This window comes from Gluconacetobacter asukensis (assembly GCF_014174375.1).
GTDB lineage: Bacteria > Pseudomonadota > Alphaproteobacteria > Acetobacterales > Acetobacteraceae > Gluconacetobacter > Gluconacetobacter asukensis.
Genome location: NZ_JABEQE010000004.1, coordinates 164472 through 187538 on the forward strand (window position 1 = coordinate 164472; position 23067 = coordinate 187538).

At 66.5% G+C, this 23067-nt stretch carries 24 protein-coding genes and 1 pseudogene; 17 read left to right on the forward strand and 8 right to left on the reverse strand.

Features of this window, described 5'->3' with window-relative positions; all coding sequences use genetic code 11:
- Nucleotides 1-74 precede the first annotated feature (74 nt).
- The 4 genes from HLH35_RS06485 to HLH35_RS06500 all read left to right on the forward strand — a co-directional run bounded on the left by HLH35_RS06485 (nucleotide 75) and on the right by HLH35_RS06500 (nucleotide 3781).
- Nucleotides 75-752, forward strand: coding sequence for a GntR family transcriptional regulator (locus HLH35_RS06485; protein ID WP_408870101.1), 678 nt, complete (start codon nucleotides 75-77; stop codon nucleotides 750-752).
- Nucleotides 753-878: 126 nt separating this feature from the next.
- The gene (locus HLH35_RS06490) at nucleotides 879-1442 is read left to right on the forward strand and encodes a cytochrome b (RefSeq protein ID WP_182978370.1); all 564 of its coding nucleotides are present in this window, start codon (nucleotides 879-881) and stop codon (nucleotides 1440-1442) included.
- A 288-nt stretch (nucleotides 1443-1730) separates the two neighbouring features.
- Entirely contained in the window at nucleotides 1731-3194 is a 1464-nt protein-coding gene (gene xylB / locus HLH35_RS06495) for a xylulokinase (RefSeq protein ID WP_182978371.1), read from the forward strand.
- 29 nt (nucleotides 3195-3223) lie between these two features.
- Nucleotides 3224-3781 carry a DsbA family protein gene (locus HLH35_RS06500; protein ID WP_182978372.1) on the forward strand — a complete coding sequence of 186 codons (558 nt, stop codon included), beginning with the start codon at nucleotides 3224-3226 and terminating at the stop codon, nucleotides 3779-3781.
- 55 nt (nucleotides 3782-3836) lie between these two features.
- Here HLH35_RS06500 and HLH35_RS06505 read toward each other — a convergent pair whose 3' ends face one another.
- Both HLH35_RS06505 and HLH35_RS06510 read right to left on the reverse strand, forming a co-directional pair.
- Nucleotides 3837-4010 (reverse strand): hypothetical protein, encoded by a 174-nt coding sequence (locus HLH35_RS06505; protein WP_182978373.1) that lies wholly within the window; start codon nucleotides 4008-4010, stop codon nucleotides 3837-3839.
- A gap of 118 nt (nucleotides 4011-4128) precedes the next feature.
- Nucleotides 4129-4911, reverse strand: a complete 783-nt coding sequence (locus HLH35_RS06510) for a S24 family peptidase (RefSeq protein WP_246384895.1) — start codon at nucleotides 4909-4911, stop codon at nucleotides 4129-4131.
- Nucleotides 4912-4997: 86 nt separating this feature from the next.
- On the opposite strand from HLH35_RS06510, the gene HLH35_RS06515 reads away from it, so the two are divergent.
- The 11 genes from HLH35_RS06515 to HLH35_RS06565 all read left to right on the forward strand — a co-directional run bounded on the left by HLH35_RS06515 (nucleotide 4998) and on the right by HLH35_RS06565 (nucleotide 17449).
- Nucleotides 4998-5276 carry a hypothetical protein gene (locus HLH35_RS06515; protein WP_220790568.1) on the forward strand — a complete coding sequence of 93 codons (279 nt, stop codon included), beginning with the start codon at nucleotides 4998-5000 and terminating at the stop codon, nucleotides 5274-5276.
- Nucleotides 5257-5529 carry a hypothetical protein gene (locus HLH35_RS06520; RefSeq protein WP_182978375.1) on the forward strand — a complete coding sequence of 91 codons (273 nt, stop codon included), beginning with the start codon at nucleotides 5257-5259 and terminating at the stop codon, nucleotides 5527-5529. The genes HLH35_RS06515 and HLH35_RS06520 overlap by 20 nt, the downstream gene beginning before the upstream one ends.
- Before the next feature lie 83 nt (nucleotides 5530-5612).
- Complete coding sequence (locus HLH35_RS06525) at nucleotides 5613-8138, forward strand: topoisomerase (RefSeq protein WP_182978376.1); 2526 nt, start codon at nucleotides 5613-5615, stop codon at nucleotides 8136-8138.
- Nucleotides 8139-8296: 158 nt separating this feature from the next.
- Nucleotides 8297-9442, forward strand: coding sequence for an acetylornithine deacetylase (gene argE, locus HLH35_RS06530; RefSeq protein WP_182978377.1), 1146 nt, complete (start codon nucleotides 8297-8299; stop codon nucleotides 9440-9442).
- 27 nt (nucleotides 9443-9469) lie between these two features.
- Nucleotides 9470-9772, forward strand: a complete 303-nt coding sequence (locus tag HLH35_RS06535) for an NIPSNAP family protein (protein ID WP_182968854.1) — start codon at nucleotides 9470-9472, stop codon at nucleotides 9770-9772.
- 36 nt (nucleotides 9773-9808) lie between these two features.
- A complete protein-coding gene (locus HLH35_RS06540) occupies nucleotides 9809-12205 on the forward strand; it encodes a TonB-dependent receptor (RefSeq protein ID WP_182978378.1) in 2397 nt (798 codons plus the stop codon).
- 33 nt (nucleotides 12206-12238) lie between these two features.
- Entirely contained in the window at nucleotides 12239-13120 is an 882-nt protein-coding gene (locus HLH35_RS06545; RefSeq protein ID WP_182978379.1) for an FAD binding domain-containing protein, read from the forward strand.
- A complete protein-coding gene (locus tag HLH35_RS06550) occupies nucleotides 13117-13593 on the forward strand; it encodes a (2Fe-2S)-binding protein (RefSeq protein ID WP_182978380.1) in 477 nt (158 codons plus the stop codon). Before HLH35_RS06545 ends, HLH35_RS06550 begins: the two co-directional genes overlap by 4 nt.
- Nucleotides 13586-15952, forward strand: coding sequence for a xanthine dehydrogenase family protein molybdopterin-binding subunit (locus HLH35_RS06555; RefSeq protein ID WP_182978381.1), 2367 nt, complete (start codon nucleotides 13586-13588; stop codon nucleotides 15950-15952). The genes HLH35_RS06550 and HLH35_RS06555 overlap by 8 nt, the downstream gene beginning before the upstream one ends.
- Before the next feature lie 7 nt (nucleotides 15953-15959).
- Nucleotides 15960-16865 (forward strand): NAD(P)-dependent oxidoreductase, encoded by a 906-nt coding sequence (locus HLH35_RS06560; protein WP_220790569.1) that lies wholly within the window; start codon nucleotides 15960-15962, stop codon nucleotides 16863-16865.
- On the forward strand, nucleotides 16862-17449 hold the full coding sequence (locus tag HLH35_RS06565) for a CoxG family protein (RefSeq protein WP_182978383.1): 588 nt from the start codon (nucleotides 16862-16864) through the stop codon (nucleotides 17447-17449). The genes HLH35_RS06560 and HLH35_RS06565 overlap by 4 nt, the downstream gene beginning before the upstream one ends.
- 12 nt (nucleotides 17450-17461) lie before the next feature.
- Here the strand turns inward: HLH35_RS06565 and HLH35_RS06570 are convergent, their stop codons facing one another.
- A complete protein-coding gene (locus HLH35_RS06570) occupies nucleotides 17462-18418 on the reverse strand; it encodes a LysR family transcriptional regulator (protein WP_182968847.1) in 957 nt (318 codons plus the stop codon).
- 349 nt (nucleotides 18419-18767) lie between these two features.
- Here HLH35_RS06570 and HLH35_RS06575 point away from each other — a divergent pair, with 349 nt between their 5' ends.
- Together HLH35_RS06575 and HLH35_RS19865 are read left to right on the forward strand one after the other, a co-directional pair.
- On the forward strand, nucleotides 18768-19331 hold the full coding sequence (locus HLH35_RS06575; protein ID WP_220790570.1) for a cupin domain-containing protein: 564 nt from the start codon (nucleotides 18768-18770) through the stop codon (nucleotides 19329-19331).
- Between the two features lie 12 nt (nucleotides 19332-19343).
- Nucleotides 19344-19466, forward strand: a pseudogene (locus tag HLH35_RS19865) (IS5-like element ISMex42 family transposase); the annotation flags it as partial.
- Between the two features lie 6 nt (nucleotides 19467-19472).
- On the opposite strand, the gene HLH35_RS06580 reads toward HLH35_RS19865, so the two are convergent.
- The 5 genes from HLH35_RS06580 to bufB are packed head-to-tail and all read right to left on the reverse strand — an operon-like array spanning nucleotide 19473 to nucleotide 23003.
- Nucleotides 19473-20111, reverse strand: coding sequence for an NrsF family protein (locus tag HLH35_RS06580; RefSeq protein WP_220790571.1), 639 nt, complete (start codon nucleotides 20109-20111; stop codon nucleotides 19473-19475).
- The gene (locus tag HLH35_RS06585) at nucleotides 20108-20758 is read right to left on the reverse strand and encodes a sigma-70 family RNA polymerase sigma factor (RefSeq protein WP_182978384.1); all 651 of its coding nucleotides are present in this window, start codon (nucleotides 20756-20758) and stop codon (nucleotides 20108-20110) included. Before HLH35_RS06585 ends, HLH35_RS06580 begins: the two co-directional genes overlap by 4 nt.
- Nucleotides 20748-21260, reverse strand: coding sequence for a DoxX family protein (locus HLH35_RS06590; protein ID WP_182978385.1), 513 nt, complete (start codon nucleotides 21258-21260; stop codon nucleotides 20748-20750). Before HLH35_RS06590 ends, HLH35_RS06585 begins: the two co-directional genes overlap by 11 nt.
- The gene (locus HLH35_RS06595) at nucleotides 21257-22120 is read right to left on the reverse strand and encodes an HvfC/BufC N-terminal domain-containing protein (RefSeq protein WP_220790572.1); all 864 of its coding nucleotides are present in this window, start codon (nucleotides 22118-22120) and stop codon (nucleotides 21257-21259) included. The genes HLH35_RS06590 and HLH35_RS06595 overlap by 4 nt, the downstream gene beginning before the upstream one ends.
- Complete coding sequence (gene bufB, locus HLH35_RS06600) at nucleotides 22095-23003, reverse strand: MNIO family bufferin maturase (RefSeq protein WP_182978386.1); 909 nt, start codon at nucleotides 23001-23003, stop codon at nucleotides 22095-22097. The genes HLH35_RS06595 and bufB overlap by 26 nt, the downstream gene beginning before the upstream one ends.
- Between the last annotated feature and the right edge of the window lie 64 nt (nucleotides 23004-23067).

Sequence of the window (23067 nt, forward strand, 5' to 3'; positions counted from 1 at the left end):
TGATGTGCAAGATAATATATGATTCGCTGGGTCGCGAAACGGGGAGGACAGGTATGCTGCCGGAGAGTGTCTTCATGAATGCGCAGCAGGAGACGCGCGGTCTGGCGTCGGAGCGGGTGGGCAATGCGTTGCGCGAGGCGATCCTGGATGGGGTGCTGGCCGACGGGCAGTCGCTGCCGCAGTCGGAGCTGGCCAGCGGGTTTGGTGTCAGCACCATTCCGGTGCGCGAGGCGTTGAAGCAGCTTGAGGTCGAGGGACTGGTGCTGTTTCAGCAGAATCGCGGTGCCACGGTGATCGGCCTGTCGGAAGAGGATATCATCGATTTTTCCGAGATCCGGGCGGCGCTGGAGGAGATGGCGGCGGTGCAGGCGGTGCGACGCATGACCCGCATGGACCTGGCGCGGATCGAGGATGCGTATGAGGCCTTTGTGGCCGGCACCAGCGAGCAGCCGGAGGGGATGGCGCGCTCAGGCGCGCTGAACTGGGCGTTTCATGGAGCGATCTATCAGGCGGCGGGGCGGCCCCGGCTGCTGGACATGATCGAGGGCGTGCATCGCCGCGTCGACCGCTATATCCGGGCGCATCTGGAAATTGCCGGCCGCAAGGCGGTGACGGATGCCGAGCATCTGGCGCTGCTGGAAGCCTGCCGGAACCGGGACGAGGCGGCGATCGGGTCGTTGACCCGCCAGCATATCCTGGATGCCGCCACCGTTTCGATCGACGTGCTGCGTCGCAACCGCGCGGAGGGTTGAGGGGCCGCTTTCGTGCCTTCCGCGGATCATTCCCACGATGATGGTTTCATGGAATCGTATCCCCTGTCCGGGGACGGGATGGGGCTCGGGGGGCGATCGGAGCCAAGGCAGCGGGAGCGTGGACGCATGGACGGGATGGGGACGCTGGGGTCGGTCGGAGAGGCCGGCGCGCCGGTTCGCTACAGTGTCGAGACGCGGTGGCTGCACTGGTCGTGCGCGTGGCTGGTCCTGGCGCAGTTCGTGCTGGGCGAGCTGATGCATCGGGTGCCGAAGGCGCTGCATGGGCCGATCGTGTCGGCGCATCTGTCGCTGGGGGTGCTGCTGGCGGCGCTGTTCGTGATGCGGGTGGCCTGGCGCGTGACCGGGGGGCGGGCGATCCGCTTTCCGGCCAGGGACGGGCTGGCCGGGTGGGCGGCGCGGGCGATGCATGGCGTGCTGTATCTGGCGCTGGGGGCGGAGATCGGGCTGGGCTACCTGGCCCGCTGGTCGGGCGGCAAGCCGGTGACGGCGTTCGGCGCCGTGATCAATTCGCCCTTCGGACCGATGTCGCAGGCGACGCATCATCTGTTCGGCAGCGCGCATGGCTGGCTGGCCTGGGCGATCATGATCCTGGCAGCCGGGCATGTGGCGGCGGTGCTGTATCATGTGCGGGTTGTCCGGGACGGCGTGCTGCGCCGGATGTGGGCGTGAGGCCGATGCGGATGGCACCGCGCATGCTGGTTCTGACGCTGATGCTGGCCCTGGCGGCATGCGGGGGGCGGGGGAATATGGGGCATGGGCATCGCGCGGCCGGGCCCTATCTGGATGGTGGGGCCGGTTATGGCGCGCCGTGATGGGCTGGTCTTCCGTCCGAGGTGAGCCGCGTGTGGTGCGTTTGTAGAGTCCTCTGATCCTGCCGGGATATTGCGGATTTTGTGTCAAGGGGTGGGTGGGCTATCGTCGGGCCGTGCGCTGTCTGGACAGGGTGGGAGCGGGACGATGTATATCGGCATTGACGCGGGGACATCCGGGATCAAGGCGGTGCTGGTCGATGAGGCGCAGACTGTGCTGGCCACCCGCACGGAGCCCCTGACCAGCCAGTCGCCGCATGCGGGCTGGAGCGAGCAGGACCCCGAGGCGTGGTGGCGGGCCCTGCTGGCCGCCATCGATGCGTTGCGCGACAGCCATCCGCAGGCGGTTGCCGCCGTGCGGGGCATGGGCCTGTCGGGGCAGCAGCATGGTGCCGTGCTGCTGGATGGGGGCGGGCGGGTGCTGCGGCCCTGCATCCTGTGGAACGATGTGCGGGCCAGTGCCGAATGTGCGGTGTTCGAGCAGCGTTTTCCCGAAAGCCGGGCGGTGACCGGCAATATCGCCATGCCGGGCTTTACCGCGCCGAAGCTGCTGTGGGTGGCGCGGCATGAGCCGGATATCTTTCGGGCCACGCGGCATGTTCTGCTGCCCAAGGCCTGGCTGCGCTATCGGCTGACCGGCGAGATGATCGAGGAGATGTCGGACGCATCCGGCACGTTGTGGCTGGATGTCGGCCGCCGGCAATGGTCGGAGGCGGCGCTGGCGGCGACGGGCCTTTCGCGCGCGGCGATGCCGGCATTGTGCGAGGGGACGGACCGGGCCGGGACGCTGCGTCGGGAACTGGCGGAACGGTGGGGGATGGATGTGCCGCCGGTGCTGGCCGGCGGGGCGGGCGACAATGCCGCCGGGGCGGTCGGGCTGGGGGCGGTGCGGCCGGGAGATGCCTTTGTCTCGCTCGGCACGTCGGGGGTGGTGTGGGCGACGACGGACCGGTTTCGGCCGGGGGCGGCCTCGGCGATCCATGCTTTCTGCCATGCCGTGCCGGGGATGTGGCACCAGATGGGGGTGACGCTGTCGGCGGCGTCCTCGCTGGCGTGGTGGGCCTCGGTCGCCGGGCGGAGCGAGGCCGAATTGCTGGCGGAACTGCCGGAGGTGATCGAACGGCCGTCGGGGCTGCTGTTTCTGCCGTATCTGTCCGGCGAGCGGACGCCGCATAATGATGCGGCCATCCGGGGGGCGTTTGTCGGGCTGGATCGTGGCACCACGCGCGCGCGGATGACGCAGGCGGTACTGGAAGGCGTCGCGTTTTCGCTGCGCGATGCGCTGGATGGGCTGGCCGGGGCGGGGTCGGTGCTGGAACAGGCCGATGTGATCGGCGGTGGTTCGCGCAGTATTGCGTGGCTGACCATTCTGGCCGCCGTGATGGGCATTCGCCTGCATCGTCTGGCGCATGGCGAGCAGGGCGGTGCGTTCGGTGCCGCGCGGCTGGCGCGGCTGGCGGTGACCGGGGAGGCGGTGGCCGATGTATGCCTGCCGCCGGAGCGTGTGGGGACGGTCGATCCGGATGCCGGGTTGCTGGCGGCCTATGGTGCGCTGCTGCCGCGTTATCGGGCGCTGTATCCCGCGCTGTTGGATCTGCCGCCGGTTCCGTAAGGTGGGATGGAACAGGGAGGAATGAGGCGATGACCCAGGTGAGGGGCTGGCGGGCCGATCCGCTGGTATGGGGGCACGGGCCCCGGCTGTTCGAGATGTTTCTTGAGCCGACCTGTCCTTTTTCGGTGCGGGCGTTCGGCAAGCTGGATGCGCTGCTGGAGGCGGCGGGGGAGGATCGCATCACCGTGCGGCTGACGATGCAGTCGCAGCCCTGGCACATGTATTCCGGTGTGGTGACGCGTTGCGTCATTGCGGCCTCGACGCTGCCGGGCGGCCGGGAGGCGGCCCGCGCCGTGCTGGCGGCGGTTGGGGCGCATCGGGAGGAATTCGAGTTCGCGCATCATTGTGCCGGCCCGAACATGGATGCCACGCCGAACCAGATCATCGCCCGGCTGGAAGAATATAGCGGGGTGGCGCTGGCGGAGGCGTTTGCGATTGCCGATCTGGACCGCGAGATCAAGCGGCATTGCCGCTATGCCCGGCAGAACGGCATTCATGTCTCGCCGACTTTCATGATCGACGGGCTGGTTGATCCGGCGATCGGGAGCGGGGATGCGGTTGCCGATTGGGTGGCACGATTGGTTTGAAGCGAGCGATGTCCGGGCGGCCTGTCTGCCGCCCGGTCCGATCGGAAAAATCCGATCAGTAGCGGTGGTGATAGTAATCGCCGCGCCAGCCGCCGCGATCGTCGTACCAGCCGTAATGGCCGTCGTGATGGCCGCGATGCCAGCCGCGATAGGGCGGGCGCTCGTAGACGCAGGCTGCGAGCGTCAGCACCGCGAGCAGCGCGCAGGTGGAACGGATCATTCTTGTCATGCTCTGATCTCCTTCATCTGATCTCCATCAGTCGCCGGATCGGGGATATCCGCGCCCGATCAGGCTGACAGGGAATCATGGCCAGTACGGGGCGGAAACGCCCGATCGGGCGGCGGGATCATTTCCAGACCCATTTTCCGACCACGCGGCCGTTGATATGCACCTCGTCCAGTGCGCGGGTGTAGGTCGGGTAGCCGGGGTTGATGCTCATGATCTGGACCATGACCGGGTCGGTGGCGCCGTAGACGATTTCCAGCCGTTTCAGCACCAGGCCGAACCCGTCCCACAGCACATAGACGCCGGGTGGCGACGGGGTGCGGTGGCCCATATCGACCAGGACCCGTTCGCCCGCCTGGTAGTCGGGTTCCATACTGTCGCCCGCGACGCGCAGGACCACCAGGGATTCCGGACTGTCGGTAAAGGCGCCGAGGAAGCGGCGGGGCAGGAACCAGTGATCGACCGGCTGGGGGCCGTCCTCGACCGCCACATGGCTGGGCACGGCACCCGGCCCGGCCTGCGGGGCCACGTTATATTCGGGAATGCGGAACAGGCCCTCGGTCGGCGGGGGATCGCGCTCGACCGGTGCGGCCCCGAACGGGGCGCGGGGGGCGGCCAGGTGCGGCCGGCGGGGCGGGGACTGGTCCGTGCCGTGCAGCGTGCCGGGGGCCAGGGGCTCCCAGTTCGGGTCGGTATCGTCGCGGAACACGTTGGCGCTGACGGCGAAGCGCCGGGCCAGGGCCTCGCGCACATCCTCGGGCAGCCGCTGGGGGGTGCCCTTGTGGATATATTGCTGGAGATAGGCGTGGTTGCGCCCCAGCGCCAGCGACTCTGCCTTCAGGTTGCTGCCAGCGTCGGCGATGAGCCTGAGCAGCGCGTAGCGGGAGGGGGTCAGGACCGACATGCGCCTATTATGCCGAGCGGAATAGGGAATTCCCAATAGGATATACCCTCTTGACGGCAGGAATATGCCTATTATGTTCCCTATTCATGCGGACTGATCCTGTTTCCCTTTCCTATCGGCCTGATCCCCTGCTGGGGGTCATCGAGCGCTTCCTGACGGAGAGCGGCCTGTCGGCCACGGCTTTCGGCGTGCTGGCGATGAATGATCCGCGCTTTGTCCATGAGATGCGGGCGGGGCGGGAGGTGCGGCGGGCCACGCGGGTGCGTGTCGTGGCCTGCATGCGCGATGCCCGCGCGCGGGATGGGGAAAACCGGCCGGTCTGCCCGAATGAGGCTGGGGGGCAAGATGAGGCCATCGAAATATGACTGGGCGCGGCTGGACCCGCAGGTGGATGCGCTGCTGGGGCAGGGGCTGCGGGTGACGCAGGTGGCGCAGGCGCTGGAGATGCGGGTGCAGACCATTCGCGACCGGTTGAGCTATCGCCGGCGGGCGCCGAGGGCGGGGACGAAGCGGGTGGCGCCGAAGCTGATCGACCGGAGATGCCTGAACTGCCGGGCGGCGTTTCAGGTGGCCTCCCCCTTCCTGCGCCTGTGCCCAACCTGCCGAGCCGAATGCTGAACCCCCAACGACCAGGGGTGAAGGGGACGACTGTCCCCTTCCGGGTGCAGGGCAGAGCCCTTCCACTACAAAGAGGAAAAATCATGACGGGAACGGCAGGAATTCCGTTCGACGCGATCAACGCGGCGGCGCTGGCGAACTGGCCGTCGCTGGTGGCGGGCTGGCTGCCGGCGGGACGGCGGCGTGGCGATGAATGGGTGGTGGGCGGCCTGGACAATGCGCCGGGGCGGTCGCTGTCGATCAATCTGCGCACGGGACGATGGGCCGATTTTGCCGACGGGCCGCGCGGGGGAGACCCGATCAGCCTGTATGCGGCGCTGCATGCGCGGGACGACCGGGTGCGGGCGGCGCGGGAGCTGGGGGCATTGTTGGGCGTGGGGGATGGGGCGGCGGCTGCCGTCCGGGGTGCGCCGGATGAGGAGGATTGGCGCCCGGCCGTGCCGCCGCCGGGGGCGCCGATGCCGGATCTGGATGGCTGGGACCATGTCTATGCCTATCGCGACGCAGCCGGGCGGGTGATGCGCTATGTGGTGCGGCGCGATGCGACCGCGCATGCGCGCAAGCGGATCATGCCGCTGACCTGGGGCACGGTGCGCGCCGAGGGGGGCGAGCGGACGGGCTGGCATCCGCGCCATGCCGCGGTGCCGCGATCGCTGTACGGGCTGGAGCGGGTGATGCGGGCGCGCACCGTGCTGGTGTGCGAGGGCGAGAAGGCGGCGGATGCCGCGCAATGCCTGTTTCCGCGCATGGCGTGTGTGACCTGGACGGCGGGCAGCGGGCATGTGAGCCGCGCCGATTGGAGCGTGCTGGCGGGGCGGCATGTGATTCTGTGGCCCGACCATGACGCGCCGGGGGCCAAGGCGGTGGCCGAGATTGCGGCGATTCTGGGCGGGATTGCCGCGACGGTGCGGCTGGTGGATGTCGGCGATCTGGAACCGGGGGACGATGCGGCGGACCTGCGTGTGCCGGATGCGCGGGCGTGGCTGTGCGAGCGGGTGGGGCCGGTGCTGTGCGGCACCAGCGTGAAGCGGGCCGGGACGCGGGGCGGCCCGGCGGTGGCGCGCCGGGTGGCGGGGCTGGAGCCGATCGCGGTACGGGGCGGAGAGATCGACCTGGTGGCCAGTGCGGGCGAGCGGGCGCTGGTGGCGGCGAATGCGCCCGTTTATCAGCGCGGCACGCGTCTGGCGCGGCCGGGGCGGCGCGAGGTGGCGGCGGCGGACGGGCGGCTGACGCAGGCGGCGTGCCTGATGGATATCGGCGTGCCGGCGCTGACCGACCTGCTGTGCCAGGTGGTGGAATGGCGGCGGTTCGACCGGCGCAGCCAGGGATGGAAGGCGATCGACCCGCCGGCGGCGGCGGCGCAGGTGATCCTGAGCCGGGCGGGGACGTGGCCCTTTGCGGTGCTGGCGGGGGTGATTACCACGCCGACGCTGCGGCCCGACGGGTCGGTGCTGATGGCGCCGGGGCACGACGCGGCGACGCGGCTGTATCATGTCGATGATCCGACGCTGGAGCTGAGTCTGCCGGAGCCGACGCGGGCGGCGGCCGAGGACGGGCTGGCGCGGCTGGAGGGATTGCTGGCGGAATTTCCGTTTGCCGCCGAGGCCGATCGGTCGGTGGCGTTGGCCGCGATCCTGACCACGGTGGTGCGGGGGATGATGCCGGTGAGCCCGCTCTTTGCCTTTCGGGCCAATGCGCCGGGGTCGGGCAAGAGTTTTCTGGTCGATCTGGCCAGTGTGATCGCGACCGGGCGGGTGTGCCCGGTGACCAGTGCGGGCGAGGATGTGGCGGAGATGGAAAAGCGCCTGACCGGGCTGTTGCTGGCGGGCTATCCGATCATGTCGCTGGACAATGTGAACGAGGAGCTGGGCGGGGACCTGCTGTGCCAGGCGACGGAGCGGCCGATCCTGCGGTTGCGCGAACTGGGGGCGTCTTCCAGCGTCGAGATCGAGAACCGGGCGGTGATCTTTGCCACCGGCAATGCGCTGCGCGTGCGGGGGGACATGACGCGTCGGGCGCTGCTGGCGACGCTGGATGCCGGGATCGAGCAGCCGGAGCTGCGGCGCTTCGCCCGTGACCCGGTGGCCGACATCATGGCCGATCGGGGGGCTTACGTGAGTGCGTGCCTGACGATCCTGCGCGCGTGGATGGGGAGTGGGGCGGAGGTGGATCTGCCGCCGCTGGCCTCGTTCGAAGGGTGGAGCCGCACCGTGCGGGCGGCGCTGGTGTGGCTGGGGCGGGCCGATCCGTGCCTGAGCATGCAGGCGGCGCGGGAGGACGACCCCGAGCGCGGCGAGCTGCGCGAGATGCTGGGGCTGCTGGCCGAGGCGGCGGGGGTGGGGCGGCATTGCGGACGCACGGTGCGGGAGATCGAGGATCTGTCGGCGCTGGAGCGGCAGGATTCCGCCGGGTATCGCGATGGCATGCGCCATCCGGAGTTGCGGGACGCGTTGCTGCGCATTGCCGGCACGCCGGCCGGGCGCGTCAATTCCCGCCGGCTGGGGCGCTGGTTTCTCGCCCGGCGGGGGCGGGTGATCGACGGGCTGCGGATTGTGGAATGCGGGATGGCGCATGGTGGGGTGAAGCGCTGGGCGGTCGAGCGTGTGTGATCGGTGGAGCGAGGGGCGGGGTGGACGGGTAGCGGAACAGCAACAGCCGTTCTCGAAATTCACCTTGAACCGGATATGCGTCGCCGCAATGGTTCTGGACGTGGATTGTTCCTGATCGCCACCGAATTCCGATCGGGATGGAGATGAGAATGGGTTGTGTGGACATCCTGGAAAGGATCGTGGCGTTCGATACCGTCAGTTCCCGTTCCAATCGCGACCTTGCGCGCTTCATCGCCCAATATGCGAGCGAACAGGGGGCTCATGTCCGGACGTTGAAGCATCCGGACATGGACAAGCACGCGTTGCATATCGTGGTGGGTGCGGTGCGTGGCGGCGGCCTGGCCTTTGCCGGTCATCTGGATACCGTGCCGGTCGAGGGGCAGGCCTGGACGAGCGATCCGTTCATCCTGACGCGGCGGGAAGGGCGGCTGCAGGGACGCGGAGCGACCGACATGAAGGGGTTCGTCGCCTGCTGCCTGTCGGCGATTCCGGAACTGTGCCGGATGGATCTTCCATTTCCGGTGCATATGCTCCTGACCTATGACGAGGAGGTCAATGCCGAGAGCGCCCGGCTGCTGGCGGCGGACCTGGCGGATCAGTCCCTGCTGCCGGCGGCGTGCATTGTCGGCGAGCCGACAGGCATGCGGGTGGTGACGGACCAGAAGAGCAAGCTGGTGGCGCTAGTGCAGGCGACCGGCCGGCCGGCCCATTCCAGCAACCCGGCCGCGGGGGTCAATGCGATCGACGCCGTCGCGCGGGCCGTGGCGTGGCTGGGTGCGCAGGCGCGTGCCGCCATCGCGGACGGACCGTTCGACAAATTGTTCGCGCCGCCCCATTCGACGATGAATGTCGGCAGGATATGGGGAGGGATATCGGTCAATATCATTCCGGAACTGGCCGGATTCGAAGTCGAATGGCGGGGCATCCCGCAGGATGTGCCGCAGCACAGCCTGGCGAAGCTGTCCGATTATATCAATGACGTGATCGTTCCCACGTCCGGGGTGAGAGGGGAGTGTGGCTTCTCGATCTCGGAAGTCGGCTGGTATCCGCCCCTGAGCCGGGGTGGCAATGCGGCTCTTGCCGACTGGGTGTGCGGGACGCTGGGCGTGGAGCGTGATGGCGGCGTCAGTTATGCGACCGAGGCCGGTGTCTATCAGCAGGCCGGAATCGCCACGATCATATGCGGTCCGGGCTCCATCGCCCAGGCGCACAAGCCGGATGAATGGATCGACGGCGCGCAGCTCGATGTCTGCGTGCGGGCCATTCCCGCCTTGAGCGCCGCTTTCGGCACCCTGGACGGATGAAGAACGATTCATGGAAAGAATGACGGCATGATAAGTGAAGAAAGAAAATACCGCCTTGTTCCCGGTAGCATGGCGGAATTCATATCGCTCTACAAGGCGCAGGGCTATCCCATCATCAGCCGCTACGCGACGCTGGTGGGGTGCTGGACGCATGAAAGCGGCGTGCTGAACACGATATCCTTCATCTGGTCCTATGACAGTTTCGCCCACCGGGACCAGCAGAGGCAGCTTCTGGCCGCGAATCCGCAATGGCAGGATTTCAACAGAAAGATCATCGGATTCATCATCTTCCAGGAAAGCATCTTCCTGAAATCGATATCCCTATCATAACGGAATAGCGCGGGTTTATGCAGCGGAGTTGCAAACATGAAAACATCAACGACTGATTATTTCGTATTCGCAATGTGTTGTCTGGCGTGCAGCGGCGTGCAGGCCCAGACTTCGCGGAAGCCGGCACCCCGTCATCCGCCGCCGCAGCATGCCGCGCCGGGGCCGGCGCATGCCCCCCTTCATCCGGCGGCCGCCACGCCGGCCGCATCCGCGGAAAGCATCGTCGTCAACGCCAATCTGGGCAATAATCAGGGGGTGACCAATACCACGCCGGGCGGCGGCCTGATGCCCATGCAGACGGCCCCGAGGGTCCAGAGCGGCATCACCCGGGACTATATCGCCCGCCAGAGCCCGACGACCAACGGCATGGCGCTGCTGGGCAACCTGCCCGGGGTGGTCTTTTCCAGCCAGGACCCGCTGGGAGCGTCGAGTGACAATGTTTCCATCCGTGGATTGAACCAGACCGAAATCGGCGTGGTGTATGAAGGGGTGGCGCTGAACGATTCGCTGACCTATATCCCCTATACCGAAAACGCGGCCGATACCGAGAATATCCAGTCCATGACCCTGTCGCAGGGGGCGCCCGATATCAGCGCGCCCTTCTATGGCGATGTCGGCGGCCTGATCACCATGACGCTGCGCGACCCGGCCGACAAGGCGGGGGGGATGGTCAATCTGAGCTACGGTTCCAAATCGCTGCAGCGTGAATTCGGCCGGATCGACAGCGGCTATCTGGGGCATAGCGGGGTCAAGGCGTTCGTCTCGTTCTCGAACGGGACCCAGGACCAGTGGCGCGGCATGGGCACCCAGCGCAAGATGCATATCGATGCCAAGGCGCTGAAGGAATGGGGAGACGGCAACAGGGCTTCGGTCGTCTTCTCGTTCGATAATAACGATACCAACCGTTATCGGCCGGTGACGATGACGCAATGGAAGCAATATGGGCCGTCGCTGAATTATGACGGTCAGTACAGCTTCGGCGATACGAACTATTACAAGTTCCTGACCTATGACCGGCGGACCTATATGGTGATGGCGCCGCTGCATTTCTCGCTGGCGAAGGGACTGACGCTGGACGTCACGCCGTCCTATCTGCATTATCTTGAATATTACGGTGCCGGCACGACATTCAGCAACACCAATAGCTGGTTCGGCACCATGCCGGCCGGCAATCTGAAGCTGCCCTATACCAACGCGGCGGGGATGGTGACCGCGAAATACGTCAATCCGGTGCCGCAGCGCACGGGCACGCTGTCGACCGGCCTGACCTGGAGCCATGGTATCAATACCTTCCGGTTCGGCGACATCTATTCCTATATGTCGATGTCCGAGCCGATCGAATATCAGTTGGCGGATTATCAGGGCAATGTCTCCAACCAATGGGGGCAGTATCCGGTGCGCCTGCCGGACGGGCGGACCTATCGCACGCTGGATCTGGTGATCTGGCAGCAGATGAACACGCTGTATCTGGACGATACGCTGTCGCTGCTGAACGGGAAGCTGAAGATCAACGCGGGTTTCAAATACATGATGCTGTCGCGGCATCTGACCAACAACATTCCCGGTGCCGACTATACCAGCGGGGGAAGCTATTCCCAGCCGCTGCCGCAGGTCTCGGTCAGCTACATGATCACGCCGGAAGACCAGATCTTCGTCGATGGGACGACGTCCTACCGGGCTCCGCAATCGTTGCAGGCCTATGCGCAATTATTCTCGACCGCCAAGCCGGGGCCGGTCACGGTGGTGAACCGGCTGAAGGGCGAATATGCGATCGGCGAGGAAATCGGCTATCGCCATCATGGGCTGGTGAACGTCTCGCTGGCCCTGTTCAACTATAATCTGGTGAATTATCAGGTCCAGTCGACGACGTTCATCGACCAGGTGCCGATTCCGACCGTGCTGGATGCCGGTGGCAAGACCATACGGGGCGCCCAGATCGAACTGGGGCTGCGTCCGTGGCATCATTTCAGCCCCTATGTCTCGGCCCAGTACCTGCACGCGACGATGGATAACAATTTCGTCACCGGTGGCGACGTGCTGCCGACGGCCGGCAAGGTCGCGATCCAGAGCCCGGAATTTACCGCGGCGGTGGGCCTGTCGTACGATGACGGGTCCCTGTTCGGAACCTTCACGTTCAACTATGTTGGTTCGCAATATTCGACATTCATGGACGACGAGAAGATCCCGGCTTACGAGACCGCGAATCTGGGCCTGGGCTACCGGTTCCGGAATGTGGGCTTTGCCAAGCATCCGCAGATCCAGCTCAATTTCATGAATATCGGTGCCAATGACTGGCTTTCTGGTCTGTATAGTGTCGGAACGAATGCCCGCCCCGTCATGGGCCTGCATGGGCACATGATCAACGCCTCCGCGCCGCTCTATACGATCGGCGGTGGATTTGCGGCGGTGGCGTCGGTCAGCACGGGGTTTTGAGGGCGGCAGGTCCAGGAACGGCAGGATGACGCGGTGAAACCAGCTCCTTTTTCCTATCACCGGCTACAGACCGTGGCCGAACTCGTGGGGTTGAAGGCACGGCTGGGTGATGCGGCCGTCATCCTGGCCGGCGGGCAGAGCCTGGTGCCGATGCTGACCCTGCGCCTGTCCCGGCCGGAGCATGTGATCGACGTGAACGACATCGTGGAGATGGACCACATTCTGCCCGAGCAGGACGGGTTGCGGATCGGAGCCCTGGTCCGGCATCAGCATGTGGCCGAGAGTGCGGTGGTGGCGACGCACCTGCCGTTGCTGAGGCGCATGGCCGGCGGGATCGGCAATTACGCGGTGCGCCAGCGCGGCACCATCGGCGGCAGCCTGGTCCTGGCCGATCCGGCGGCGCACATGCCGCTGGCCGCCTTGCTGTTCGATGCGCGGCTGGTGCTGCGTTCGGCGCGGGGTGTCCGTACCGCGGCCTATCGCGATCTGTATCGCTCGCCCCTGAACTGTGCGCTGGACGCCGGGGAGGTCGTGGTGTCGGTCTGTTTTCCGCGCCAGCCCGAGGCCATGCGGGCGGTGGCGGAGATGTTCCATGTCACGGCCGGCAGTTTTCCGGCCCTGATCTGCGCCGTCCGGCTGGTTGCCGATGCGCAGGGGGGACTGGCCGGGCTGACGATCGTGGTGGCGGCCGGGGCCGTGCGGCCGCCGGTCATGGAGGGCATGTTCGACGATCTGCGCGGCGTGCGTCCCGATGCGGCCCTGCGGGGCGAGGTCGCGCGGCGGGTCGTGGCGCATATGGGCGGGCTGATCGGGCAGGACGCGGCCGGTCGCTACCTGTTGTCGGTGCTGGAGGGGCGCATGGCCGTGTGCCTGGCCGGGGCGGCCGGTGATACGAAGGAGGGGGCAGGCGCATGATCATCAGCCTGACGGTCAATGGCGAGGTCCGGGATGTGGCGGTCGAGCCGCATTACCTGCTGTCGGACGTGCTGCGGGACCGGTTGGACCTGACGGCGACCCATGTCGGTTGCGAGCAGGGGATCTGCGGGGCCTGTACCGTGCTGGTCGACGGGCAGTCGGCGCGGGCGTGCCTGCTCTTTGCCGTGCAGATGGAGGGCCATGCCGTCACCACGCTGGAGGGAGGGGCTCCGTCGGCCGAACTGCGGGCATTGCGCGCGGCCTTCCATACGCATCATGCCCAGCAATGCGGGTTCTGCACGCCCGGGATATTGATGACGTTCGCCGCCTATCTGCGCGACCATCCCGATTGCGACGAAGCGGGCGTTCGCGCGGTGCTGGGCGGCAATCTGTGCCGCTGCACCGGCTACGGGCCCATCGTGCGGGCGATCATGGCGGCTTCCGCCGCCTTGCGGGAGGTGGCGGATGTCTGAGCGCGAGGCGTATGTCGGGCAGCCGCGGCCGCGCCGCGAGGACCACCGGCTACTGGCCGGGCTGGCGCGCTATGTGGACGATATCAAGGTCGCGGGGGCGTTGCATGCCGCCTTCCTGCGCTCGCCGCATGGGCATGCGCGCATCGTCTCGATCGACGTGACGGCCGCGCTGGAGCTGCCGGGCGTCGTGACGGTGGTGACGGGGGAGGATCTGGCCGAGGATGTGACCGACCTGACCGTCGCCCCGCCGATCGAGGGTCTGCGGCCCACCAGCATGCCGGTCATGCCGGTGGACCGCGTGCGGTTTCAGGGCGACCTGGTGGCCTGCGTGGTTGCCGCGGATCGTTACGTCGCCGAGGAGGCGATGGAGCGCATCGTGGTGGAATATGCCGAATTGCCGGCGGTTTCCGACATGTTCGCCGCCTTGCGGGACGACAGCGTGCTGGTCGACGAGGCGCTGGGCACCAATCTGGTGGCCCGGCGCGTCCATCGCGCCGGCGATCCCGAAGCCCGCCTGGCCGCCGCGCCCCGGGTGATCGAGGCCGAATTCCACCAGCAGCGCCAGACCCATGCGCCGATCGAGACGCGCGGCTGCATCGCGCAGTGGGACCCGGGCCGCGAACATCTGACACTGGTGATCGGCTCGCAGGTACCGCATCCGCTGCGCACGCAGATCGTCCGACGGCTGGGACTGCGCGACAGCCAGGTCAGCGTCTCCTCGCCCGATGTCGGGGGCAGTTTCGGCCAGAAGATCGCCCTGTATCGCGAGGAGCTGGCCATATGCGCCCTGGCGCGGCGGCTGGGGCGGCCGGTCCGCTGGAAGGAGGACCGCATGGAGAACCTGCTGGCGGCCTGCCATGCGCGCGAGCAATGGTGCCGCACCCGGGCGGCGGTGGACGATACGGGGCGCATCCTGGGCCTGACATTGGAGATGGTCGAGGATTTCGGGGCCTATTGCTTCTATCCCGCGAACTACATTTCCGAGGTCGTGGGCATCATCCTGACCGGGCAATACGGGATCGCGGATTACGGTTACGAGATCCGGGTCGCCCTGACCAACAAATGCGGGGTCGGCCCGATGCGGGCCCCCATGGCGATGGCGAGCTGGGTGATGGAGGGCACGCTGGACGTCATCGCCCGGCGGCTGGGGCTCGATCCGGCCGAGGTCAGGCGCCGAAACATGCTGGCCGACCAGGCGCTGCCTTATGCCATGCCGGGCGGCGAGACGCTGCTCGACGTCAATTGCGCCGAGACGATGGAAACTGCGCTGGACGAAATCGGCTATGCTGCGCATCGCCCGCATGACGATGGCCGGTACCTCTACGGGCTCGGCCTGTGCAATGTCGTGGAATCGACGACCTACGGGTCGCGCTTCTACAAGAATTCCGGCATCGGCGGCTCGGGGCACGAGGCCGCGCGCATCATCGTGGAACCAGATGGCACGGTCAGCGCCTCGGTCGGGATGGCGGCCGCGGGCCAGGGATACGAGACCACCTTTGCCCAGGTCGTGGCCGACGGGGTGGGCGTGCGCCCCGACGACGTGGCCGTCACGCTGGGACATAGCGACACCTCGCCCTATGGCATGGGCAGCCGGGGCGGGAGGGGGGCGACGGCCGGCGGGGGAGCGCTGTATCTCTGCGCGGCGGAGGTGCGGGCGCATCTGCTGCGGCTGGCGGCCCACCGGCTGGGTCTGAACGCCACCGATGGGCTGGGACTGCGGGACGGCAGGATCGTATGGGTGCGCGCCGGCGGGAGCGAGGAGACCGGCCTGGACGTGGCCGACCTGGCGCGCACGGCCTATTTCGACCCGCTGGCCCTGCCGGAGGGGATGCGGCCGGGGCTGGAATTCTATCGCACATACGATCCGCCGCCGATGACGTTCTCGAACTCCACCCACGCGTGCCGGGTGCGGATCGCGCGCGAGACCGGGCGGCTGGAGATCCTCGATTATCTGGTGGTGGAGAATTGCGGCACCGTCATCAACCCGCTGGTCGTTCATGGGCAGCAGGCGGGCGCGGTGGCGATGGGATTGAGCGGTACGCTGCTGGAGAACGTCGTCTACGACCAGGCGGGCCGGAATCTGTCGGCCACGTTTGCCGACTACACGATCGCCACCGTGGCCGACATTCCCGCCATTCGCATCATCGCACGTGCGACGCCGTCATCCCGTACGCCGCTGGGGCTGAAGGGGATGGCGGAAGGCGGCGTCATGGGGGCGATCGGCGCCGTGGCGAACGCGGTCAACGACGCCCTGTCGGTTGTCGGCGCGCAGGTGACGTGCCTGCCGCTGACGCCGATGCGGCTGCATGCCGCGATCCATGACGGGATCGGCCGGGCGGCACAGGGACAGGAAGGATAGAAAGAGAATGTCGCAGCAGAAACCGCGGCTCGGCTTTATCGGGCTGGGGCAGATGGGCGCGCCGATCGCCGTGCGCCTGCTGGAAGCGGGATATCGGGTCACGGTTCACACGCGGACGCGGACCTCGGCCGCGCGGGTGCAGGAGGCCGGGGCCCGCTGGGTCGACAGCGTGGCCGAGGTCGCGCGCGCGGCCGACGTGATCCTGACCATGCTGGGGATGCCCGACGATGTGCGGCAAATCTACCTGGGCGATGACGGATTGCTGGCCCATGGCCGGGCCGGGCAGGTCTGTCTGGACCTGACGACCTCCAGCGCCTGTCTGGCGGCCGAGATCGCGGCCCGCGCCGAGGCGATAGGGATCGCGGTACTCGATGCCCCGGTTTCAGGCGGCGTGCCGGGGGCGCGGGCGGGTACGCTGTCGATCATGGTCGGCGGCGATGCGGCGGCTTTCGCGCGCATGCGGTCGATGCTGGAGCGGGTGGGTGCCACGATCTGCCGGTTCGGCGGTCCCGGCGCGGGCCAGCGGGCCAAGGCCTGCAACCAGATCGTGATCGCCGGGACGATGATGGGCGTCTGCGAAGGGCTGGCCCTGGCCGGGCGGGCCGGCCTGCAGCAGCAGGACCTGCTGCGGATGCTGGCGGGTGGCGCGGCGGGCGGCTTTCTGGTGCAGCATATGGGGCCGCGCATCGTCGCCGGGGATTATCGGGCCGATTTCTATGTCCGGCATTTCCTCAAGGATCTGGGCATTGCGCTGCGCGAGGCCGAACGGCTGAAACTGGTGCTGCCCGCGACCGAACTGGCCCACCGCCTGTATGCCCGCCTGGAGAAGGAGGGCAGCGCGGCGCTGGGGACCCAGGCCCTGGCGACCTTGTACGGGCCGGAGAGCATGATGCAGAAGGAACATCATCCATGAACATCGAAGGGCAGCACGAGATCGCGGCACCTGTCGACATTGTATGGCGGGCGCTGAACGATCCGGAGATCCTGCGGCGCAGCGTTCCCGGCTGCACGCTGTTCGAACTGTCGGGACCCGACGAATACGCAATCCAGGTCGAGGCGCGTATCGGGCCGCTTTCTGCGCGGTTCGGGGGCAAGGCGCAGATTTCCGATATCGTGCCGGGCCGTTCGTATGTGCTGTCCGGCCGGGGGCAGGGCGGGGCCGCCGGCTTTGCCCAGGGGATGGCGCGTGTTCGCCTGGAGGCGCGCAATGAGGCGACGCTGTTGCATTACGAGGGCAGTTTCGATGTCGGCGGCAAGCTGGCCTCGGTCGGCGCGCGCATGATCGACGGGCTGGCGCGAGACAGGACGGAGGATTTCTTCCGGGCCTTTTCCGCGATCGTCGTCGGCGGAGAGGCCGCCGCGCCCGAGCCCGCGCCCGGCCCCGCAGGCCGCGCGGCGATGGAGGGAGGGACGATATCGAAGATCGCGCTCGTGCTGTCCGGCATGTCGCTGCTGCTGGCGCTGGCGGCGTTGCTGCGGGCGGGGCGTCGCCGCTAGATAGGCGGCCGGTCAGGCGACCGCCTGCGGCGCGGTATTGCCGTTGGAGAGGGATTCGAGCCGTTCGCGCATGAAGGCCACGAATTGCTGGACCGGAAGGGAGATGTTGGGCTGCGCCCGGGTGAACAGATGGACCGATGCCTCGGTGCAGAGCCGGTTTTCGATCGGCAGGGCGACCAGTGTGCCGGCATCGATTTCGGCCCGGACGGCGAAGACCGGCAGGAAGGTGATGCCGCGCCCGGACAGGACGAACCGCTTGAGGATACGGAAGGCGTTCGATTCCAGTTCGGGGAAGATGTGCACCCCGTGATTGACCTCGATGCTCTTGAGCAACTTGCGGATGCCGTGGCTGCGGGTCGGCAGGGCCAGCTTGCGGTCCAGGATGTCCTCGATCGTCATATGGCTGCCGGCACTTTGGGCGTCCTGCGCCGATAGGATGGCATAGAGCGGCTTGTGGGTATGCAGGATCATGTTGATGCCGTTGAAATCCTCCATGTTGTAGGATAGCCCGATCTCGGACACGCCGTCCGACACGGCTTGGCGGATGTCGTCGGTGCTGCCGACCGTGACGCGGACGCGGATGCCGGGATGCCGGTCGGAAAAGGGCAGGACGGCGCGGTCTGTCAGGTCCTCGACGAAGCCGTCGCCGCAATGTACCGAGATCTGGTGGATGCGGTGCCGTTTCTGGTTCGACAGATAGGCCAGGAGTTTCTTGTTTTCGTCCATCTGCTGGCGGGCATATTCGGCGATGACCATGCCCGTCTCGGTCGGGATGATGCCGCGTACGGTGCGTTCGAACAGCGGCACGCCATAGCGGATCTCGGCATCCGAAATCTTGCGGCTGATCAGCGAGGCCGGCAGGCCGAGCGATCTGGCGGCGTCGCGCACGGATCCCAGGCGTGTCACCTCCAGCACGCATTGCAAGAAGCGGGCATCCAGGCAGCGATCGAACGACTGAATGGTGTCCATGATCCGTCCTTTCCCCCCGGATATCCTGTCCTGGAGGTGAATATGGCGACCCGCTTTTCGACGCGGGCCAGCGTGACGATTTCTATTTCGATGACGGATCGGACCAGACTCTCCTGTTTCTGTCCAGAATTTTCTTGTGCGAAGAGCCCGCCGCCCCGGGCGGATACTGGATGACGGGGCGTCCGGTATTGATGCGCGTCGTGTCGGACGATACGCTCGGCCGCGATGGGCGGGTTTCCGACGGGACGGGCGGCAACGTTTTCTTCGCTCGGTGCGCCGCGAAGCACGGGAAGGGCGCGTCGGGTCGTCGTTGGCGTGCGTTTTCGGGCGGCTTCCAGGAGGGGATGTCATGAGGAACGATGATCGCCCGCGGTCGCGCGCGTGCCGGCAGGCAGTCGGTGCGGTGATGGGGATTGCCCTTCTCGCCGGGCAGGTGCCCGCCGTCGGATCGGCCCGTGCGGAGCGTGCGCCGCCGCGTCCGACGATGTGGTATTGGCATAACTGGACCGATCATGATGGCATCAGCCACATGACGAAATGTCCGGTGCGGGATTTCGATCTGAAGACCATGTCGGCGCCTGCCGGGCCGCAATGGCAGGACCGGTTGAAGAGCGGCCATGCGCAGGTGATCTTTACCGTGCAGCCGGCGCATTGGAATGGCGTCTGGCATCCGGACCCGACGGTGCAATGGATCATTCCGCTGCGGGGGACGTGGTATGTGACCGCCATGGATGGGCACAAGGTGGTGATGGGGCCGGGGGAAGTCTCGCTGGGGGAAGACCAGCTGAGCCGGAAGGACGCGCAGGGGCGTGTGGGGCACGATGCCGGGAATGTGGGGGATGGGCCGGTGGAGTTGATGGTGATTCAGACGGATGAGGTGCCGACGGTGGATCGGCCTTGCCGGTTCGGGTGAGGGGCGAAGGGGGCGGCTGGGGCCCAAAAAAGAGGAGACGACAGCCGATAACGAGACCATCGTGAGGCGCTTGGCCGCTCTCGCGGTGGCTATGGAACCAAGGTCTGCGTCGTCGCTGACGGGTGTGGCCGTGCTCAGGGCCTAGTTCGACAGTCTGCGGCTGAAGAGGGCGGCGGCTCCCAGGAACAGAACCGCCGTGCCGAGATTCCAACCCAGGACCATCGCCGTGGCATCCAGGGGGTGGAACATCGACAATGCGCTTGAGGTGATGGCCGATACGGCGAGGCTCCCCATCAGGATGACGGAGGTCGGCCGGAGCGCCGCCGCGTAGCGCAGCATGACCAGCATCACCAGGGACAGGGGCAGGCTCGTCAGGACAAGCGTGGCGAGGCAACTGGATGCCGCTTCGACCGTGACCGCTCCCGGGGGTATGGGCACCCATCCATCGAAGCACTGGTAGCCGATGGTCGACAGCCATATGACGAGCGGCGGAGCCGGCAGCAAGAGCCACCACCGCGACCGGTCCGGCAGACTGACGAAGAATGTGGCGATCGTTGCCAGCACCCCGGTCAGAAGTGCGGAGAGCATATTGATCGCGAAGCTCGCATCCCGCATGCGTTCGGCGAATTGCGGTCGTAAGCCATGGCCGACTGTCAGCAGAGCCATAAGCGCGGCAGCAAGCAGGAGCCAACCGGTGGCACGCATCAAAGGCGAACGGAGACGCGTGACCGGACCGGCGTTGGCGGCGAGGGACTGGATGAGATCCGACGTGTCCATCATGAATCCCCCCGATCGGAAAGCATCGCCCGCAGATTTTTGAGCGCGCGATGGGTGGCCATCTTCAGGGACGCGATCGACAGGCCCGTCTCGGCCGCCGCGTCCTTCAACGACATTTCCTTGAGCTTGAGGAGATCGACAGCCCTCTGCTGGATCGGCGGCAGAGATCCGATAGCCTCCTCCAGATGATGTTTGTCAAGCATGCTGTCACTGTCCTGAGACGGCGAGGCTATCCCCTCATGTTCGTCCCTGAGGGGCGCCTCGCGGAGCGCCTGGCGCCCGCGCCGGCGCAGCCGGTCGACAGCCCGGCGATTGGCGATACCCACGAGCCAGGGACCGAACGGACGCGAAGGATCATAAGTGTGTCGGATGGAATGGAGGGTAAGCAAGATGTCCTGCACTGTATCCTCGGCATCCCAATGGTCCTTGTGCCAGAGCCTGACCAGCGACCTCAGATAGGGCGTAATCTCATGAAGAAGGCGCAGGTAGGAAGCCGTGTCGCCATCCTGCGCCCGCGCCATGAGAATGGTCCAATCGATATCGCGCGTTGCTTCCGCTCCGATGGTCCTGTCTGCGCTGTTCGCGTCCGCGCACGCTCTCTCCTCTCCCGACGACACCAGCCTCAGCCGCCGCTGCTTGTCATTGCTCATGACGGCGGCCCCCAAGAGGACGAAAGCGTCGATCGACCCAATGATCGATCGACAGGCCGCCTGGGCCAATGGCGACGATGCCCACCGCGATCGCTGCCCAGTACAGGTGAAAATTGGCCCATCCATCCGGGAACACAAGCTGGATGACGCCAGTCATAATCAGCAGGGCCTGGGCGGCGAAGCGAGTCCCAAGGCCGAGAAGCAGCAGAACCGGAAGCACGATCTCGGCTGTCGCGGTCAGCAGGGCCAGTTGGTCTGGCGCCGGAAGATTGCGCTCTCTGCCAAGGATATGCAGCTTGAACTGGTCTTCGAACAGAAAGAGCGTCCCAGGTGAAAGCGACAGGAAACCATCCCACCGGGTGAGCCCGGAGCGAAGGAAGGGCAATGCGAGGGATACACGCAGGAGCGGAGGCGCGATCTGTCGCGCGGCCACTTCGATCCAGGCGATAGCCTGGCGGACCGCCATGACAGGCCCGATCGGAGAAGTCGATGCCCCGCTCATGCGTCCCTTCCTGGCCGACGCGATGGCCTGTCGAAGCCGATAATCGCGCGCGCTTCGAACAGGCCCGTCAGCGCACAGGCCAGATCGAAACACGGACCGACGGACATCCCCCGCTTCATCGCATCGACGATCGGGGAACCCGCCAGCAACGCCTCGATGAATGCCGCGGCTCCAACCGGCAGGGCACGTATTTCAACCTCCGCGTCCGGCCGCGTGACGAGCGCATCCTCGCTGCCGTCGGCAAGGTTCACCTCGCGCGTCCCGCACGCGTCGACGTTGATCTGCCAGATGGCGACGATCGGAAAGATCGACCGCACGATCCGGACAGAGGGATGGAGAAGAAGACGCATGGAGGGCAGCTCCGCGGGCGGGACCCGAGCCAGCGCGGATGGCAGCAACGGTATCGCTTCCGCCGCGTGATAGGCCTCCACCCATGATCGCTCGAGCCGGGCAATATCCCGAAGATAGGGGAGCGCCGCCGCGGGTTCGAACTGCGCGATAAATTCTGAAAAACCTGCTCCGTAATCGAGCATGATCGGCGAACGCGGCGGTTCTCCGGCGACGTAAACGCGGGCCATGGCAGCGAAGAATTCATCACCGACAAGGCGGCATGTCACGGGAAAGGCGGCTTTCAGGGTTTCGATCAGACCGGCCACGACATTGTTGCGATAGACGGCAAACCGCCTGGCGCCCGGTCGCCCGTCGGGTCCGGTCAGGCCTGAAGGGACGGCCATGCCGGGATCGAGAATCGCGTTGGCAAATGCGGCCTGAAGCTGCGCAAGGTCCCGCACGACGGCACCGTCGCCCCGGCTTTTCCGGATGGGTGCGGATTGATCAATCAGCTCGGGCATGGCCGTCATGTCCGGTGGGGTCGTTGCAGGATATGTGCGAAAAACCTTGAGATCGGTGGGATATCCCAACGGATGTCGCCGTCATGGTCCGCTCCGCGCGGTCCGCTTCCGCCTTCAGCATCGACCAGTCGGGCACATCCATGTCCCATTCGATCAGGGTCGGGACAGGCCCGATGCGTGCGACCGTATAGGCAAACAGATCCCAGACAAGGTCTGCGACAGGACGGTCATGGGCATCGATCAGCAGGGGGCGTCCCTCGTCATCGGCATCGGGAGCAGAGCCCGCCAGATGAATTTCCTGCACATGGGCAAGCGGGTAGGAGTCGATATAGGCGATTGGATCCCATTGCTGGTTGATCGAGGCGACATGGACATTGTTCACGTCCAGCAGCAGGCCGCAGCCCGTGCGTCGCACGATTTCCGCGATGAAGCCGGTTTCCGACCAGGTGCTTTCGGCGAACGCCAGATAGGTGGACGGGTTTTCAAGCAGCATCTGCCGCCCCAGGGCGCCCTGCACCTGATCGACATGGTCTGCGACATGCATGAGCGTCTCGGCCGTATAGGGCAGCGGCAGCAGGTCGTTGAGGAAACCCGCGTCGTGGCTCGACCAGGCAAGGTGTTCCGAGACGAGAGCCGGAGCGTAGCGGTCGATCAGTTGTTTCAGGCGACCGAGGTGATCGCGGTCCAGCGGCCGCGCCGCACCGATCGACAGGCCGACGCCGTGGAGCGACAGGGGATAGCGTTCGCGGATGGCCGCAAGATAGCGATGCGGCGGCCCACCTGCGCCCATATAGTTTTCCGCGTGCACTTCGAAAAAACCGACATCGGGGGACGTATCGATAATCGTGCGGTAGTGCTCGGCCTTCAGGCCGACGCCGGCGCGTTTGGGCATTCTGGCGTGCGGGCTTGCGAAGAAGAATTCCGGCACGGTTCGCGTCTCTCCCGGATTGGAAAGG

Coding starts and splice junctions, on each gene's coding strand:
- HLH35_RS06540 (WP_182978378.1), top strand. CDS start 9,809: ATGAAAACATCAACGACTGATTATTTCGTATTCGCAATGTGTTGTCTG.
- HLH35_RS06595 (WP_220790572.1), bottom strand. CDS start 22,120: ATGACGGCCATGCCCGAGCTGATTGATCAATCCGCACCCATCCGGAAA.
- HLH35_RS06525 (WP_182978376.1), top strand. CDS start 5,613: ATGACGGGAACGGCAGGAATTCCGTTCGACGCGATCAACGCGGCGGCG.
- HLH35_RS06535 (WP_182968854.1), top strand. CDS start 9,470: ATGATAAGTGAAGAAAGAAAATACCGCCTTGTTCCCGGTAGCATGGCG.
- xylB (WP_182978371.1), top strand. CDS start 1,731: ATGTATATCGGCATTGACGCGGGGACATCCGGGATCAAGGCGGTGCTG.
- HLH35_RS06500 (WP_182978372.1), top strand. CDS start 3,224: ATGACCCAGGTGAGGGGCTGGCGGGCCGATCCGCTGGTATGGGGGCAC.
- HLH35_RS06575 (WP_220790570.1), top strand. CDS start 18,768: ATGAGGAACGATGATCGCCCGCGGTCGCGCGCGTGCCGGCAGGCAGTC.
- HLH35_RS06560 (WP_220790569.1), top strand. CDS start 15,960: ATGTCGCAGCAGAAACCGCGGCTCGGCTTTATCGGGCTGGGGCAGATG.
- HLH35_RS06520 (WP_182978375.1), top strand. CDS start 5,257: ATGAGGCCATCGAAATATGACTGGGCGCGGCTGGACCCGCAGGTGGAT.
- bufB (WP_182978386.1), bottom strand. CDS start 23,003: ATGCCCAAACGCGCCGGCGTCGGCCTGAAGGCCGAGCACTACCGCACG.
- HLH35_RS06505 (WP_182978373.1), bottom strand. CDS start 4,010: ATGACAAGAATGATCCGTTCCACCTGCGCGCTGCTCGCGGTGCTGACG.
- HLH35_RS06515 (WP_220790568.1), top strand. CDS start 4,998: ATGCGGACTGATCCTGTTTCCCTTTCCTATCGGCCTGATCCCCTGCTG.
- HLH35_RS06550 (WP_182978380.1), top strand. CDS start 13,117: ATGATCATCAGCCTGACGGTCAATGGCGAGGTCCGGGATGTGGCGGTC.
- HLH35_RS06590 (WP_182978385.1), bottom strand. CDS start 21,260: ATGAGCGGGGCATCGACTTCTCCGATCGGGCCTGTCATGGCGGTCCGC.
- HLH35_RS06570 (WP_182968847.1), bottom strand. CDS start 18,418: ATGGACACCATTCAGTCGTTCGATCGCTGCCTGGATGCCCGCTTCTTG.
- HLH35_RS06510 (WP_246384895.1), bottom strand. CDS start 4,911: ATGTCGGTCCTGACCCCCTCCCGCTACGCGCTGCTCAGGCTCATCGCC.
- HLH35_RS06565 (WP_182978383.1), top strand. CDS start 16,862: ATGAACATCGAAGGGCAGCACGAGATCGCGGCACCTGTCGACATTGTA.
- HLH35_RS06580 (WP_220790571.1), bottom strand. CDS start 20,111: ATGATGGACACGTCGGATCTCATCCAGTCCCTCGCCGCCAACGCCGGT.
- HLH35_RS06485 (WP_408870101.1), top strand. CDS start 75: ATGAATGCGCAGCAGGAGACGCGCGGTCTGGCGTCGGAGCGGGTGGGC.
- HLH35_RS06585 (WP_182978384.1), bottom strand. CDS start 20,758: ATGAGCAATGACAAGCAGCGGCGGCTGAGGCTGGTGTCGTCGGGAGAG.
- HLH35_RS06490 (WP_182978370.1), top strand. CDS start 879: ATGGACGGGATGGGGACGCTGGGGTCGGTCGGAGAGGCCGGCGCGCCG.
- HLH35_RS06555 (WP_182978381.1), top strand. CDS start 13,586: ATGTCTGAGCGCGAGGCGTATGTCGGGCAGCCGCGGCCGCGCCGCGAG.